Consider the following 14996-nt stretch of genomic DNA (forward strand, 5'->3'; position numbering starts at 1 on the left):
ATGCGGCGTCAGACCGATCCGTCCGGCTTCGGAAAAACTGCTCAATCCCTTCAATTTCTTTACCTCTGCGACGGTGCGCCACTAGACAGACGCTGTCGTTGAGGCCATAGTCCGCCAAAATTCCGGGGGCTGTAAAACGCCCCGGGAAACGAAGCTATTGAATCGAAGGACCTTCTGAGGGCCATGAAAACTCTGCTGCTAGAACTCTTCACCTGGTGGAACGGCCAGACCATGGGCACCCGCTTCTTCACGTGGCGCAAGGGTGAATTCGTCGGGGAAGACGAGTTCGGCAACAAGTACTACAAGGAACGGGCCGGCAAGAAGCGCTGGGTCATCTACAACGGTCTTGCCGAAGCTTCCACCATCCCTCCGGGCTGGCACGGCTGGATGCATCACCGCGTGGACACGCCTCCTTCAGAAGAGACCTATCACGCCAAGCACTGGCAGCAGCCGCATCAGGCGAACCGCACCGGCACGCCGGGCGCCTACCGTCCGCACGGCTCCATCCTGACGCCGGAAGCGCGACCGGAAGTCAGCGGCGATTATGAGGCCTGGACGCCGGGCAGCTAAGTGCCACGGCAGGCTTGAGAGATTTGAGGAGCCCCGCATTTGCGGGGCTTTTTTTGTTCAGCCGGGTTTGTTGCCGCTGGCGAGTACATTCAGAACATCCTCACCCGAGGCCTGCGGCGACAGTGCGTAAAAATCCGTTTCCAGTTGCAGTGCCTTGGCGAGCAGCTTGTTGTAGTCGGCCTGCGAAACCTCGACAGTGCCGAACTTGCTCAGGTGTTCGGTGACGAATTGCGTATCAAGCAGGGAATAGCCGCCGGCAATCAGCCGGGCGACCAGATGCGCCAGGCAGACCTTGGAGGCGTCCGTCCGGAACGCGAACATGCTTTCGCCGAAAAACGCGCCATTGAGGCTGACGCCATAAAGGCCGCCGACAAGTGCTCCATCCTGCCAGGCTTCGACCGTGTGGCAATAGCCCATGTCGAAGAGTTCGCCGTAGAGGCGGCGGATTTCCCGGTTGATCCAGGTCTTCTGGCGGCCGGGCATCGGTTCCGCGCAGCCGTCGATGACACCCTGGAAGTCGGTGCTGACCCTGATCTCGAACACATCGCTGCGGATGGTCCGCTTCAGGCGTTTCGGAATGTGGAAACTGTCGAGCGGCAGGATGCCGCGATGTTCCGGCTCCAGCCAGAACAGGCCCGGATCATCCGCGGATTCGGCCATGGGGAACAGGCCGCAGGCATAGGCTTTCAGAAGCACCTGCGGCGTGATTTCCATTACGATGTCGTCTTTGTAACCAGCCATGTGGCCTCGCTGTCCAGACGGGAAGGGGCCCTATCATTCAGGATCGATCAGCTTTTGGGCTTTCAGCCGTTTCCGGTTGATTGCCCGCTGATCGAGACCCCTTCACCGGAGACCGGTCAGCTCGACTTGTCGGCCAGGTATTTCTCCAGCCAGTGAATGTCGTACTGACCGTTCGCTATATCCTGATTGTCCACCAAATCGCGGAAAAGCGGAATAGTCGACTTGATTTCGTCAACGACAAATTCGTCCAGGCAACGGCGCAGGCGCATCATGCATTCCACGCGGTTTCGGCCGTGAACGATCAGCTTGCCGATCAGGCTGTCGTAGTAGGGCGGGATCTTGTAGCCCTGATAGACACCGCTGTCGACGCGCACACCCAGACCGCCCGGCGGGTGATAGTAGGTGATCGTGCCCGGAGAGGGCGTGAAGGTGACCGGATCTTCCGCGTTGATGCGGCACTCGATGGCATGGCCCTCGAAGGTGATGTCATCCTGTGTCATATCGAGTGAACCGCCGGCGGCGATGCGAATCTGTTCGTTGACCAGATCGATGCCGGTGATCATTTCGGTGACCGGGTGCTCCACCTGCAGGCGGGTATTCATCTCGATGAAGTAGAATTCGCCGTTTTCATAGAGGAACTCGACCGTGCCGACGCCGCGATATTTGAGCTTGCGCATGGCACTGGCAACGACTTCGCCGATCTCGCTGCGCTGGCTGTTGTTGAGACAGGGAGACGGTGCTTCTTCCAGGACCTTCTGGTGACGGCGCTGCAGGGAGCAGTCGCGCTCGCCGAGATGAACCGCGTTGCCCTTGCCGTCGCCGAGAACCTGAATCTCGATGTGGCGCGGCTGTCCGAGGTATTTTTCCATATAGAGGGCGTCGTCGCCGAAGGCGGCTTTCGCCTCGGAACGGGCGGTGGAGAGAGCGGTGTCGAGTTCCGCCTCGCTGCGGGCGACCTTCATGCCGCGGCCGCCGCCGCCGGCAGCCGCCTTGACCAGAACCGGGTATCCGATCTGGCGGGCAATCGCATGAGCGTCGTCATGAACTGTCACTTCGCCGTCGGATCCCGGGACCACGGGAATGCCGAGATCCTTGGCCGTCTGCTTTGCCTGGATCTTGTCACCCATGATGCGGATATGTTCCGCGGTCGGGCCGATAAACTCGATGTTATGGGCCTCCAGGATCTCGGCGAAACGGGCGTTCTCGGACAGAAAGCCGTAGCCGGGATGAACCGCGTCAGCCCCGGTGATTTCGCAGGCCGCCAGGAGCTGCGGAATGTTCAGATAGCTGTCGCGGGCAGCAGGAGGTCCGATACACACGCTTTCGTCCGCCAGGCGCACATGCATGGCATCCGCATCCGCCGTGGAATGGACCGCAACCGTCGAAATGCCGAGCTCTTTGCAGGCGCGCAGGATGCGCAGGGCGATTTCGCCTCGGTTGGCAATAAGAATCTTGGAGAACATAGCCGTACCGGCTCCTTATTCGACGATAATGAGCGGTTCGCCGAATTCCACCGGCTGAGCGTCTTCCACCAGGATCTGTTTGACGGTACCGGCCTTGGTGGACGGAATGTGGTTCATGGTCTTCATCGCCTCGACGATCAGAATCGTCTGGCCTTCGGTAACCTTGTCGCCGACCTGAACGAAGGGCGCTGAGCCCGGTTCAGCGGCAAGATAGGCGGTGCCGACCATGGGCGAGGTAACGGTTCCAGGGTGGGAGGCCGCGTCAGCGGCGGGGGCCGCTGCGGCGGCCTGTTCGGCGGCAGGGGCCGCTGCGGGGGCGGCCGGCGCGGGCGCCGCTGCCTGGGTCGCCATGCTGACGGGTGCCGTGATCGACATCTGGCGCGCGACGCGGATGCGCGTGTCGCCCTGTTCCAGCTCGATCTCGGTGAGATTTGTCTCATCCAGCAGAACCGCAAGGTCCCGGATCAGGGCCGTGTCGAATTTCTTGTTATCATTACGCATATCGTTTTGCTTTCGTACTCGGTCCGCAAGATGCGCCATGCAGGATCAGCCCGGCAGACCGCACCATCCGGTCGATGGGGTCTCAACCGCTGAACCGGTGCCGCGGAGTTTTTCCGTCAGAAACCGGCCTGCATCACGCACTTTGCTCCGCCGAAAATAAGCGGACAAAGGTTTGTGGCCCGCAACCGGTCCGGACACGAGCCACGCCTCTTATAGGCATTCAATCCGGACAGGAAAACCCCGATTTTTCATTGTAAACGCGGAAGCGGGGTTTCCGGCAGCCGGGACTGCGGCCCATGCGGCCCTCAGGCCCGAACCGCAGATAGATACCAGAGCAGGGCGGATCTTCTTTAGCAGGTCGCCTCGCTGCAGTTGCGGACGGCTTCGAGCTTCTTGTTCAGTTCGTCATAGCCAACAGCACCCATGACGACTTCGGTTCCCACCACATAGGACGGAGTGCCGGTGAGCCCGAGCCGGTTGGCAATCGAGTAGACTTCCTCGATTGTCTGGCCGGCTTCGTCCGTTGCCATCGCTGCCATCAGGCTGTCTTCGTCGATGCCGATCTCCCTGGCGGCAGCAAGTGCGCTCGCCCGGTTCGCCTGTCCACGGCTCAAGAGCAGCTTTTCGTGAAAGTCGTAGTACTTCTCCGGGGCGACGGTGTTGACGGCAACGGCCACCTGGGCAGCTTCAACCGAACCTTGTCCCAGAACCGGGAACTCCTTCAGAACGAATCTCAGGTCGGGGTTCTCGTTGATCAGCTTGACCATGTCGCCGTGGGCGCGCTTGCAGTAGCCGCAATTGTAGTCGAAGAATTCGACCAGGGTCGTCGAGCCTGCCGGATTGCCGAGAACAACCTGCCGGGCCGAATTGAAAAGCACGTCCGCACTGTCGGTCAGCACCTGCAGGCGGGCGGCTTCGGCGGCCGCCTGTTCGCGGCGGTTGAGTTCATTCAGGGCATCGGCGACCACTTCCGGATGTTCCAGAAGGTATTCCCGCACGATCTTCTCGATTTCGGCGCGATCAACGTCCTGGGCGGCCGCGGTTCCGGTCAAAAGGGCAAGAACCAGGGCACAGGCGGACAGGATCCGCAGGAGCGCAGGTGGGCACAGTTGCCGGGAGAAAATGGCGGATTGGGTCATTCAGGTCTCCTTGAGCGGCAGGTCCTCCTGACCCGTTCCGCCTTGAGTGTCTAGGAATTCAGCGGCCTTTCGGCAGATCTGGTGGTTTGTACGCTACTATGTCGTCGGCTTGAAGCCATGCTGGCGTTCCGCGCTTCAAACTTTTTTGAGCACGGGCGGCATAACGTTTCGCTGACTGAAAGTCTCCGATCACCATCAACCCCTTCGCCGTGGCAAGATCGGCCTCGGCGCGTTCGCCCTGACGGCCATGTGCGATGGCAAGCTGACTGTAGGCGACCCCGGAATTCGGGTCCCTCTGGATCGCCTGTTTCAGGACACGTTCAGCTTCAGGCAGATAGGCATTGTTGTTGGACGCCACAAGGGAATAGCCCAGCCACACAAGAAACTGGGGTTCCTGGGGCTTGAACGACAGCGCCTTGCGAAACGGAGCAATCGCCGATTTCGGGTCACCGCCCTCCAGAAGAGCCTGCCCCTTGAGCTCATAATAATAGGGATTGTTGGGCTGGGTCCGGATCAGGGCGTCGATCTCCTTCACCGCGCCTTTGCCCCGGCTCTTCATGGCGGCGATCGCACGCGCGTATTGCGCGGCCGGGCTCTTGTCGCTGCGCGGGTAGGCCCGTAACGTCGACGAGGGGTGATTGGAAAAGGCAAACAGCTTGGCCCGCACCTGGTCGTGCCGGTACTGCAGCACGTAGTCGTCCTGCTTGTTGAAATACTTCGACTTCTGCGCGTCATTGACCAGTGAGTTGTAGCGGTCCTGGGCCATTGGGTGGCTCTGGGCGTAGGGGTCGGCGTATTTGCGCGCGAAGAATTGCTGTTCGGACATGCGCTCGAAGGTCTTGAGCATGCCGCGGGCGCTTTGTCCGGTGGCATTGAGATACTTGAGCGCGGCCCGGTCCGCGGATGCCTCCTCGCTGCGTTGATAGGAGAGCAGAGAACGTTGGCCGACCGCCCCGGAGCCCAGAACGGCGGCCGCGCCGCCCGAAGCTGCCTGACCCGAACCGGCGGCCGCTCCTGCTGCTGCGGCGCCGGCACCGAGAATCATGCCGATGACCGCAATGATCTGGGCATTGGCGGCAGCCGAGCGCAGCCGTACGAGATGCCGGCCTGAGATGTGTCCCGTTTCATGGGCGATGACGCCAATGACTTCACTCGGCGTTTCAGCCTCCAGCAGGACACCGATATTGATGAACATGCGCCGTGAATCGGGGACGAAGGCATTGAAGGACTTGTTGTTGACAAGAATGATCTCAGGCTCGGAATTGGAAATACCCGCTGCCTTGAAGATCGGCTTGGCATAATCGCGCAGCAGCGCTTCGGTTTCCGCGTCTCTTACGAGCGGCAGACTGCGGCCCTGCGCCTGGACGGGAGCGGAAACGAACGGCAGCAGGATGGCCGCGGAACAAGCCAGGGAAACAGCCTTTCTGACCAGGTGGCTTGCCCGCGCACGGGGCTGTGCGGGAACGGGCTCGAGTTGATGCAAGTCGCAGATCTCCGGTCCGGAACATTGGGAGCACGTCTCACGTGCATGACTATTCACACACATGATTGTGTGGCGAAGGTATGGAGACGCAAGAGCCGGGTCAAGAAAGCCAGGATGACAAAACGGTAAGGTTTCCCGGATGTGCCTGGGCCGATGGGGCGGCGCCCGGTGCTCGCACGTTGCATCGAGCCGCAAAATCCGCAATACGAAGGCCAGAGTTTCAACCTCCAGCCTACAGGTTCCCATGACGTCCGATGCCTTTCAGCCGTCCCGCCGCAGCGATGTCGCGCCCTTCATTGCCATGGACGTTCTGTCCGAGGCAGCTTCTCTTGAGGCAAGCGGACGGAACATCATTCACATGGAAGTCGGGCAACCGTCCGCGCCGGCTCCCAAGGCGGCTCTGCGTGCCGCTGAAGATGCTTTGAAACACGGCCGCCTCGGCTATACGGAGGCCCTTGGTATCAAGCCACTGCGGGCCGCCCTGGCATCTCACTACAAGAAAACTTACGGCGTCGATGTCCCGGCCGAGCGGATCATGGCAACCACCGGTTCGTCCGCGGGGTTCAACCTTGCCTTTCTCGCGGCATTCGATCCCGGCGACAGGATTGTGCTGACCGCGCCGGGTTACCCGGCCTATCGCAATATCCTCAAGGCGCTCGGCCTCGTTCCGGTCGAAATCGAGGTGGGGGCGGAAACCCGCTGGAGCCTGACGCCTGAACACCTGAGAGAGGCCAGCCAAGGAGGGCCGGTCAGGGGTGTCCTCGTGGCCAGTCCGGCCAACCCGACCGGCACCATGATGTCGGCCGAGGCGCTGGAGGCACTCATCCTCTACTGCGAAGATGAGGGGATCTGGTTCATTTCCGATGAGATCTACCATGGTCTTGATTACGCGGGAGAACAGAAGACCGCACTCGAGACGTCGCAGAACGTCATCATCATCAACAGCTTCTCCAAGTACTACTGCATGACGGGCTGGCGGATCGGTTGGATGGTGCTGCCGGAACAGCTGGTCCGGCCCGTGGAGCGTATCGCCCAGAGCCTCTATATCTCGCCCCCGGAGCTTTCGCAGATCGCGGCAACGGCAGCTCTCGACGCCGTGCAGGAGCTGGAGGCGGTCAAGGACGGATATGCGGCCAACCGGGCTTTGCTGCTGAAGGGATTGCCGGAAATAGGGCTGGACAGGCTTTTGCCGGTGGATGGTGCCTTTTACATTTATGCGAACATCAGCCGGTTCAGCTCCGACAGTCTCGAATTCGCGAAACGCATGCTGCATGAAGCCGGTGTCGCCGCGACGCCGGGCGTCGATTTCGACCCCGTGCATGGTCATGAGTTCCTCCGCTTTTCGTTTGCAGGCTCTCACGGAGACATGAAGGAAGCTCTGGCAAGGCTTTCCGGTTTCCTGAAGTAGTCAGTCGGAAAAGACGCCTTCGCAGGTCAAATGGTCTGGGCGCAAGTGCAAAAAAAGGCGGCCGAATTGGCCGCCTTTTTCATGTCTGTTTCAAAAACCTTCAGAAGAAGGAACGCCCGCGCTGCCACCAGCCGACGCGTTTGGGCTTGTCTTCCTTGCCCTCTCCGGAGGTTTCGCTCGTGACGACCGGTTCGGCGGGGGCGGAGGGAACTTCCTCGGCCTGTTCCTCAGCCGCCTCGTTCGCAACCGGTTGTTCGGATGTCGGCGTCTCCACGATGATGGTGTCTTCGGGAGCCGCTTCCTCGTCCGAACCTTCTAGTTTCTCTTCCGGTTCGACAACTTCTTCTTCGGCAACCGGAGCATCGGCCGTTGTGGCGTCCGCTGCTTCTGCCCCGGCCAGTTCGGCTGCCTCTACAGGTGCGCCGTCAATCGCTGATGCGGTTTCGGATGCATCCGTTTCAGGTGCGATCTCCGCATCGGAGGTTCCTTCCGCGGACAGCTCTTCCGGAGCCGAAACATCCTGTGCGGCTTCAGCGGTTTCATCAGGCTCGTCGTCGGACGCAGCTTCCGCCTCTGTCTGGGCTTCGTTGCCTTCCATGTCCTCGGCACCGCGGCGCCCTCTGCGTCCGCCCCGGCGACCGCGCCGGCGCTTGCGGCGGGGTTCGTCGCCATTCTCCTCGTCGTCGGAGCGTGCTTCCTGCGGCTCATCGTCGTCGCCTTCGGACGCTTCGTCTGCTTCAAGCGGCTGGTGATTGTCACCACCTTCCTGCTGCCCTTCGGCACCACCGCGCCGGCGCTTGCGACGGCGTCTGCGGCGGCGGTCGCCGCCTTCCTCGTCCTGGGCCTGTTCCTCGACGTCCGGTTGTTCAGTTGTCTCGTCGATAAGGTCGATCGTGTCAGGCTGAATGATTGGAGAGGGAACCGGAATGCGATCCCTGTCCGCCGGCGCGCCCCGTTCGAGCACGTAGAGCTGGCCATTGACCATGTCGTCCGCGTGGACTTCAAGCTCGATCCCGAAGCGGGCCTCCAGATCGACAAGGTTTGCGCGCTTCTGATTGAGAATGTAGAGCGCAACCTGGGTCGTGGTGCGGATGATCAGGTTGTGGGACGCCCCCTTCAACAGGTTGTCCTCGACAGAACGCAGGACGTGCAGCGCGACGGACTCCACAGACCGGATCATTCCCGTTCCCTGGCAATGCGGGCAGGGCGTCGTGGAGCTTTCCAGAACACCGGTGCGGATACGCTGGCGCGACATCTCCAGAAGGCCGAAATGGGAAATCCGGCCGACCTGGATACGTGCGCGGTCGTTCTTCAGGCAATCCTTCAGCTTGCGTTCGACAGACCGGTTGTTCTTCGACTCCTCCATATCGATGAAGTCGATGACGATCAGGCCGGCCAGATCGCGCAGGCGCAATTGCCGCGTGACCTCTTCGGCCGCTTCCAGGTTCGTCTGCAGGGCCGTGTCTTCAATATTGTGCTCGCGGGTCGATTTGCCCGAGTTCACGTCGATCGACACCAGTGCCTCTGTCTGGTTGATGACGATGTATCCGCCCGATTTCAGCGTCACCTGAGGCGAGAACATCGCATCGAGCTGGGGCTCGACACCGTACCGGATGAAGAGCGGCGAGGGATCGCGGTAGGGCTGGACGTTCTTGGCATGGCTCGGCATGAGCATGCGCATGAAGTCCTTGGCTTCGCGATAGCCTTCATCGCCCGACACAAGGACTTCATTGATATCCTTGTTGTATAGGTCCCGGATCGACCGCTTCACCAGACTGCCTTCCTCGTAAACGAGGCTTGGCGCACTGGACTTCAGCGTCAGTTCGCGGACGTTCTCCCAAAGCCGCATCAGATACTCGAAGTCGCGTTTGATTTCGGCCTTGGTGCGGCTGGCGCCGGCTGTGCGCAGAATGACGCCCATGCCCTCCGGCACATCCAGCTCGGAGGCAATCTTCTTCAGGCGCTTGCGGTCGGTTGGCTGTGTGATCTTGCGGGAAATTCCGCCGCCACGGGCGGTGTTCGGCATCAGGACCGAGTAGCGGCCGGCAAGCGACAGATAGGTCGTCAGGGCTGCGCCCTTGTTGCCGCGTTCTTCCTTGACCACCTGAACCAGGATGATCTGACGGCGCTTGATGGCTTCCTGGATCTTGTACTGCTTGCGCAACGGGGGGCGGCGCTCGGGAACTTCTTCCATGGCGTCTTCGGCACCGACGGATTCAACGGCATCCTCATCGGAATCCGCGTCGTCGTCGTCCTCGGACTTGCGGCGGGACCTGCGGCGGCCGCGTGAGCGGACCGGTGCTTCTTCTTCCTCATCGGCCGCTTCGACGCCAGCGGAGGATTCTTCGCCGTCGTCATTATCGTTGTCCGGTTCGTTCTGTTCCTCGTCGGAACCTTCTTCGCCTGCCGCTTCAACGCTGCCGTCTGCCTTCGCTTCAACAGCATCGGCATCCTTTTCTGCGGAGGCTCCGCCGGCGTCTGAGTTGTCGGCTGAATCGTTTTCCTCGTCCGCGTCCACCTTCTCGCTGGCAACGGTTTCAGTCGCCTCGTTCTTGGCGGCACGGGACCGGCGGCGCCGTTTCGGCTTTTCCTCAGTCTCGTTTTCGTCGCGCTGCCGGTCGGCCGCTTCAGCGGCCAGCAGCGCTTCCCGGTCGGCGACAGGGATCTGGTAGTAGTCCGGATGAATTTCGCTGAAGGCAAGGAACCCGTGGCGGTTGCCGCCATACTCGACAAATGCCGCCTGCAGGGAAGGTTCGACCCGCGTAACTTTCGCTAAATAGATATTTCCGCGCAGCTGTTTCCGGTTTGCTGCTTCAAAGTCGAATTCTTCAACCCGATTTCCACGCACGACGACTACCCGGGTCTCTTCCGGGTGGCCCGCGTCGATCAGCATCTTGTTTGCCATTATTGAACGTCTCCACGGCAGCGCCTGGCGCGTGTCGATAACGCGCATCGCCCGAAAGGAGGAAGGCGGCCGTACTTGTTTTGCTAAGTGGGGGAAGGGCGTCTGCGCCCGGCGCGGTCGTATGATCAACGCAAGCGGCCGCAAAAGCGGCGCCTTGCTTTATGTCGATCATCATGTGCATCGCGCGGGTCCTTCGGGGCAACGCAGGCCCTTGGAGTTAAGTCGTTGTACCTTGTGCCGGTATGCAGCCAGGCTTCGCCGTATCGGCTGCATCCGTGTCCGGAATGGGTTCGCTCTTTCAGGGGCCACTTTAGGACGTCGCCGGGAGAATAGCCGTTTTCATTCAGGCGTGCCGCAGCGAATCCGGGTGGTTTCGAAGAGGGCCGATACCTGTTTCTCCACGATCCAGCCACTTCCAGTGTCGGCAGAACGGCCTCTGTTCTGTCGATAAAAGGCCTCGATCTTGATGACGTTGTGGATAGACACCCAGTTTCGTCACCTGGGAAGGTATCGGTTTCGAACCGAAATCCGTAAGGTACTTTTACGATCCGCCGCGCCGCATTGCAAGCAATGTGAAACGGGCAAAGCATTTTCCTTCCACGGAAGATCGCGTAAGAAGGAGCCCGAGGGGCTCAGCGCAGACAGTTTGCGAACGAAATGACCGGATATATTGAGTTGAAAATCGGGGCAATACCGCAGGTTGGCTGGTTTAACCGCGCAACCGGAGCGTCGTTCCGGCTGTCCGCTCTCATCATCTTGTTGTGCTCACTTGTTTTTTTCGGGCAGGCGGAAATTGCGGGCGCAGAGACCGGGAAACCGGTCGTAAGCGGCGCAAGGGTTGCCGGTGACGATAGCCGCACGCGATTCGTCCTCGATTTGGACAGGCAGGTCACGCCTGCCATCTCTGGCCTGGCAAATCCGTACCGTCTGATTATCGACATGCCCGAGGTTTCCTTCAACCTTCCCGAAAGGTCAGGGGAAGCGGGCAGGGGACTGGTTGCGGATTGGCGGTATGGCCTGTTTGCGGTCGGCAAGTCCCGGATCGTGATGGATCTGACGGGGCCGGTCCTTGTCGACAAGACTTTTTTTCTGCCTGCCGTCGATGATCAGCCGGCACGGCTCGTCATCGATCTTGTAAGGTCCACTCCAGACGAGTTTGCGGGTTTCGTAACGGCGTCCAGAACCGTTCGGCCCCGGGCCGAAAAGCAAAAGGCTGCCTCCAAAAGCGACAAGCTGACGGCGCCGAAGAGCCGCCTGAAGCCGCTGATCGTTCTCGACCCAGGCCATGGCGGCATCGACAACGGGGCAACAGGGGTTGCCGGCACGCTTGAAAAGGCAATCGTGCTGGATTTCGCCATGCTGCTGAAGGAGAGGCTCGACGAAACCGGGTTATACGATGTCCGGTTGACCCGGGAGGACGACACTTTCATTCCCCTCGGACGAAGGGTTGAAATCGGTCATGAACTGGCTGCGGACCTGTTCATTTCCATTCACGCCGATTCTGTTCGACGCGGTCAGAAATATGCGCGCGGTTCGACCGTCTACACGCTCTCCGACAAAGCGTCGGACCAGCTTGCCGAGGATCTGGCGGAATCGGAAAACATGTCGGATGTGATTGCGGGTGTCGATCTGGAAGTCGAGGCTCTGGAAGTCACGGACATCCTGCTGGACCTGGCTCGCAGGGAAACACGCTCGTTTTCCGCCTATTTCGCCAAGACGCTTGTGAACGAACTGAAGAGCTCCGTCCGCCTGATCAACAATCCCCACAGGTCCGCGGGCTTTCGTGTCTTGAAGGCACCAGACGTACCTTCCGTCCTGATTGAGCTCGGTTATCTTTCTAACAAGCATGACGAGAAACTGCTGGTGTCCGACGAATGGCGCGGTCGGATGGCCGGGGCCGTGACGGAGGCGGTGAACAGCTTTTTCCGTCCTCGGCTCGCGCGGCAGCAGCAGCCCCCCTCGCAGTAAAAAGCTTTGATTGCTTTCCGAAAATCAGGGTCCAGGCTGGCAATTGCCTCAGCATCGCCATATTGGTGCACGAGGAAGGCTGATAACAATGTATAACCTCCGGCGCGCTGGTGTCGGACGACTGCATCCATGTTACAAAGCCGGAAGCGCTTGACGACGGGGAAAGACGAGCCCGCAGTATGAAATTTTTGGTGAAATTATTTGGCTATCTGTTCGGGATTGGAACCGTCATCGGTCTCCTGATCGCAGCCGGCGTATGGATCTACCTGCAGCATCTCAATGACGGTCTGCCCGACTATACCGCGCTGAAAAACTACGAGCCGCCGGTTATGACCCGGGTTCATGCCTCCGACGGCAGCCTGATGGCCGAATACGCCATCCAGCGTCGCATGTTTCTGCCGATCCAGGCCATTCCGGACCGGTTGCAACACGCTTTTGTGGCTGCGGAAGACAAGAATTTCTACACCCACATCGGTGTCGATCCGGAAGGTATCGCCCGCGCAGCCGTACGATTTCTTCAGAACTACGGTTCCGGGCGCCGTCCCGAGGGGGCGTCGACAATTACGCAGCAGGTCGCAAAGAACTTCCTGTTGTCGGATCTCGTAAGCGAGGAAAAGAATCGCCGGTCGGCGGCCTACGAGCGCAAGGTCAAGGAAGCTATTCTGTCGCTCCGGATCGAACAGGCCTACACCAAGAACGAAATCCTCGAGTTGTATCTCAATGAAATCTACTTCGGTTTCGGAGCCTATGGGGTTGCGGCGGCATCGCTGATCTATTTCGACAAATCGGTGCATGAACTCAATCTTGAGGAAGCTGCCTATCTGGCGGCACTTCCGAAGGGCCCGAGCAACTATCATCCCTACAAAAAGACGGAAGCTGCGATCGCCCGGCGCAATTACGTGCTCGAGCGCATGATCGAGGATGGCTACGTCACCCGGGAAGAGGGCGAGGAAGCCAAGAAGAAGCCGCTGACGGTCAAGCCCCGGGAATCCGGTTCCAGGTTGTTTGCCGCGGAATATTTCACCGAGGAAGTCCGCCGCGAGGTCGCGGACATCTTTGGCGACAAGCGGCTTTATGAGGGTGGGCTCTCCGTCCGGTCCACGCTGGATCCTGAACTCCAGAAAATGGCCCGAAAGTCCCTTATGGACGGATTGATCAAATTCGACCATGAGCGTGGAAGCTGGGGCGGCCCTGTTGACCGGATCACCATCGGTGCCGACTGGGGCGTAGATCTTTCGAAGGTCGAAGCCTTGAGCGACATTCCGGAATGGAAACTGGCAGTTGTTCTTGAAAGCGGAAGCGGCGAAGCACGCGTCGGCCTGCAGCCCGAACGGCAGGTCAGCGGCCAGTTGTCCAAGGAGCGCAAGACCGGTCCGCTGTTCCTTGACACAATGAAGTGGGCTCGGGTGAACAGGGCGGCACCGAAAGCGGTTTCCGATGTGCTTGCTCCCGGCGACGTCGTCTATGTCGAGGAAAGCAAGGTTGCTCCGGGCACCTTTGAGCTTCGCCAGATACCTAAGGTCTCAGGTGCGATCGTCGCCATGGACCCCTACACGGGCCGTGTTCTTGCCCTGGTCGGCGGCTTCAGTTTTGCCCAGAGCGAGTTCAATCGTGCGACACAGGCCTATCGGCAGCCGGGATCTTCCTTCAAGCCGTTCCTTTATGCCGCGGCTCTCGACAACGGCTATACGCCGTCGTCCGTGATCATGGATGCGCCGCTGGAAATCAGCCAGGGGCCGGGACTCGGAACCTGGCGCCCGCAGAACTACGGCGGCAAGTTCTACGGTCCGTCGACATTGCGTACGGGGGTCGAATTGTCCCGTAACGTCATGACGGTCCGTCTGGCGCAGGACATGGGCATGCCTCTGGTGGCCGAATATGCCAAGAGGTTCGGCATTTACGACAATATGCTGCCTGTTCTCTCCATGTCTCTGGGGGCGGGTGAGACCACGGTTCTGCGTTTGACGACCGCTTATGCGACCATCGCGAATGGCGGCAAGAAGGTGCGTCCGACACTGATCGACCGCATCCAGGACCGCTATGGCCGGACCATCTACAAACATGACAGCCGCATCTGCGACGGCTGCACGCAGGACGACTGGGAAGGTCAGGACGAGCCGACGCTGATCGATGACCGCGTGCAGGTGCTCGATCCGATGACTGCCTATCAGATCACTTCCATGATGGAAGGTGTTGTTCAGCGCGGTACGGCAACCTCCGTCCGGGCGGTGGGCCGTCCGGTTGCCGGCAAGACCGGCACGACCAACGACGAGAAAGACGCCTGGTTCATGGGTTTCACGCCGGATCTCGCCGTGGGCGTGTTCGTCGGTTATGACACGCCGAAGCCGATGGGCCGCGGGGCGACCGGTGGGCATGTGGCGGCACCGATCTTCACCGATTTCGTGAAAAAGGCGCTTGCCGACAAGCCGCCGGTGGAATTCCGCGTACCTCGTGGCCTTCAGCTCATCCCGATCAACCGCCGCACCGGCATGCGCACGGCAGCAGGAGCACCTGGTTCGATCCTGGAAGCTTTCAAGCCGGGCATGGCTCCGCCGGACAGTTATTCCGTCATTGGTTTCGAGGAAACCATGGGCGTGCCGCATTCGGTTTCTCCGGAAGCGGCGGGCGCCGTGCTCAGCGGAACTGGCGGGCTTTACTGACCGGTTGGTCCGCTACAGCTTCTGGCCGGCAGCAACTGTGCTTCCGTGGTTTACAGCGGCGGGCGGCCCGGCTAAATTCCCGCTCCAATCTTAGCTGGACGTGCTACCGGCCCGGACTTCTTCAAGAAGCCGGGCCGTTTCATCCACACCATCACGCG

At 60.3% G+C, this 14996-nt stretch carries 10 protein-coding genes; 4 read left to right on the forward strand and 6 right to left on the reverse strand.

The window, feature by feature from the left end:
• Nucleotides 1–183: 183 nt before the first annotated feature.
• Nucleotides 184–570 (forward strand): NADH:ubiquinone oxidoreductase subunit NDUFA12, encoded by a 387-nt coding sequence (locus ACQY7U_RS15735; RefSeq protein WP_428646138.1) that lies wholly within the window; start codon nucleotides 184–186, stop codon nucleotides 568–570.
• 57 nt (nucleotides 571–627) lie between these two features.
• Here the strand turns inward: ACQY7U_RS15735 and aat are convergent, their stop codons facing one another.
• From aat to ACQY7U_RS15760, 5 genes are all read right to left on the reverse strand, one after another.
• A complete protein-coding gene (gene aat / locus ACQY7U_RS15740) occupies nucleotides 628–1311 on the reverse strand; it encodes a leucyl/phenylalanyl-tRNA--protein transferase (RefSeq protein WP_428646141.1) in 684 nt (227 codons plus the stop codon).
• A gap of 116 nt (nucleotides 1312–1427) precedes the next feature.
• A complete protein-coding gene (accC, locus tag ACQY7U_RS15745; protein ID WP_428646143.1) occupies nucleotides 1428–2774 on the reverse strand; it encodes an acetyl-CoA carboxylase biotin carboxylase subunit in 1347 nt (448 codons plus the stop codon).
• 15 nt (nucleotides 2775–2789) lie between these two features.
• On the reverse strand, nucleotides 2790–3275 hold the full coding sequence (accB, locus tag ACQY7U_RS15750; RefSeq protein ID WP_428646146.1) for an acetyl-CoA carboxylase biotin carboxyl carrier protein: 486 nt from the start codon (nucleotides 3273–3275) through the stop codon (nucleotides 2790–2792).
• Between the two features lie 350 nt (nucleotides 3276–3625).
• On the reverse strand, nucleotides 3626–4414 hold the full coding sequence (locus ACQY7U_RS15755; RefSeq protein ID WP_428646149.1) for a DsbA family protein: 789 nt from the start codon (nucleotides 4412–4414) through the stop codon (nucleotides 3626–3628).
• A 58-nt stretch (nucleotides 4415–4472) separates the two neighbouring features.
• A complete protein-coding gene (locus ACQY7U_RS15760) occupies nucleotides 4473–5897 on the reverse strand; it encodes a M48 family metalloprotease (protein ID WP_428646152.1) in 1425 nt (474 codons plus the stop codon).
• A 244-nt stretch (nucleotides 5898–6141) separates the two neighbouring features.
• Here ACQY7U_RS15760 and ACQY7U_RS15765 point away from each other — a divergent pair, with 244 nt between their 5' ends.
• Nucleotides 6142–7305 (forward strand): pyridoxal phosphate-dependent aminotransferase, encoded by a 1164-nt coding sequence (locus ACQY7U_RS15765; RefSeq protein ID WP_428646154.1) that lies wholly within the window; start codon nucleotides 6142–6144, stop codon nucleotides 7303–7305.
• A gap of 100 nt (nucleotides 7306–7405) precedes the next feature.
• Here the strand turns inward: ACQY7U_RS15765 and ACQY7U_RS15770 are convergent, their stop codons facing one another.
• Nucleotides 7406–10210: a ribonuclease E/G gene (locus tag ACQY7U_RS15770; protein WP_428646157.1), complete on the reverse strand. Its 2805-nt coding sequence runs from the start codon at nucleotides 10208–10210 to the stop codon at nucleotides 7406–7408.
• Between the two features lie 657 nt (nucleotides 10211–10867).
• Between ACQY7U_RS15770 and ACQY7U_RS15775 the strand changes: the two genes are divergently transcribed.
• Together ACQY7U_RS15775 and ACQY7U_RS15780 are read left to right on the forward strand one after the other, a co-directional pair.
• Nucleotides 10868–12178, forward strand: a complete 1311-nt coding sequence (locus tag ACQY7U_RS15775; RefSeq protein ID WP_428646158.1) for an N-acetylmuramoyl-L-alanine amidase — start codon at nucleotides 10868–10870, stop codon at nucleotides 12176–12178.
• 188 nt (nucleotides 12179–12366) lie between these two features.
• The gene (locus ACQY7U_RS15780; protein WP_428646251.1) at nucleotides 12367–14838 is read left to right on the forward strand and encodes a penicillin-binding protein 1A; all 2472 of its coding nucleotides are present in this window, start codon (nucleotides 12367–12369) and stop codon (nucleotides 14836–14838) included.
• Nucleotides 14839–14996: the final 158 nt, after the last annotated feature.

Origin of the sequence: Roseibium sp. (assembly GCF_050301095.1) — a bacterium.
Classification (GTDB): domain Bacteria; phylum Pseudomonadota; class Alphaproteobacteria; order Rhizobiales; family Stappiaceae; genus Roseibium.

Excerpts from the sequence above, each read along its gene's own strand:
- ACQY7U_RS15735 (WP_428646138.1), top strand. The coding sequence starts at position 184 with ATGAAAACTCTGCTGCTAGAACTCTTCACCTGGTGGAACGGCCAGACC.
- aat (WP_428646141.1), bottom strand. The coding sequence starts at position 1,311 with ATGGCTGGTTACAAAGACGACATCGTAATGGAAATCACGCCGCAGGTG.
- accC (WP_428646143.1), bottom strand. The coding sequence starts at position 2,774 with ATGTTCTCCAAGATTCTTATTGCCAACCGAGGCGAAATCGCCCTGCGC.
- accB (WP_428646146.1), bottom strand. The coding sequence starts at position 3,275 with ATGCGTAATGATAACAAGAAATTCGACACGGCCCTGATCCGGGACCTT.
- ACQY7U_RS15755 (WP_428646149.1), bottom strand. The coding sequence starts at position 4,414 with ATGACCCAATCCGCCATTTTCTCCCGGCAACTGTGCCCACCTGCGCTC.
- ACQY7U_RS15765 (WP_428646154.1), top strand. The coding sequence starts at position 6,142 with ATGACGTCCGATGCCTTTCAGCCGTCCCGCCGCAGCGATGTCGCGCCC.
- ACQY7U_RS15770 (WP_428646157.1), bottom strand. The coding sequence starts at position 10,210 with ATGGCAAACAAGATGCTGATCGACGCGGGCCACCCGGAAGAGACCCGG.
- ACQY7U_RS15775 (WP_428646158.1), top strand. The coding sequence starts at position 10,868 with ATGACCGGATATATTGAGTTGAAAATCGGGGCAATACCGCAGGTTGGC.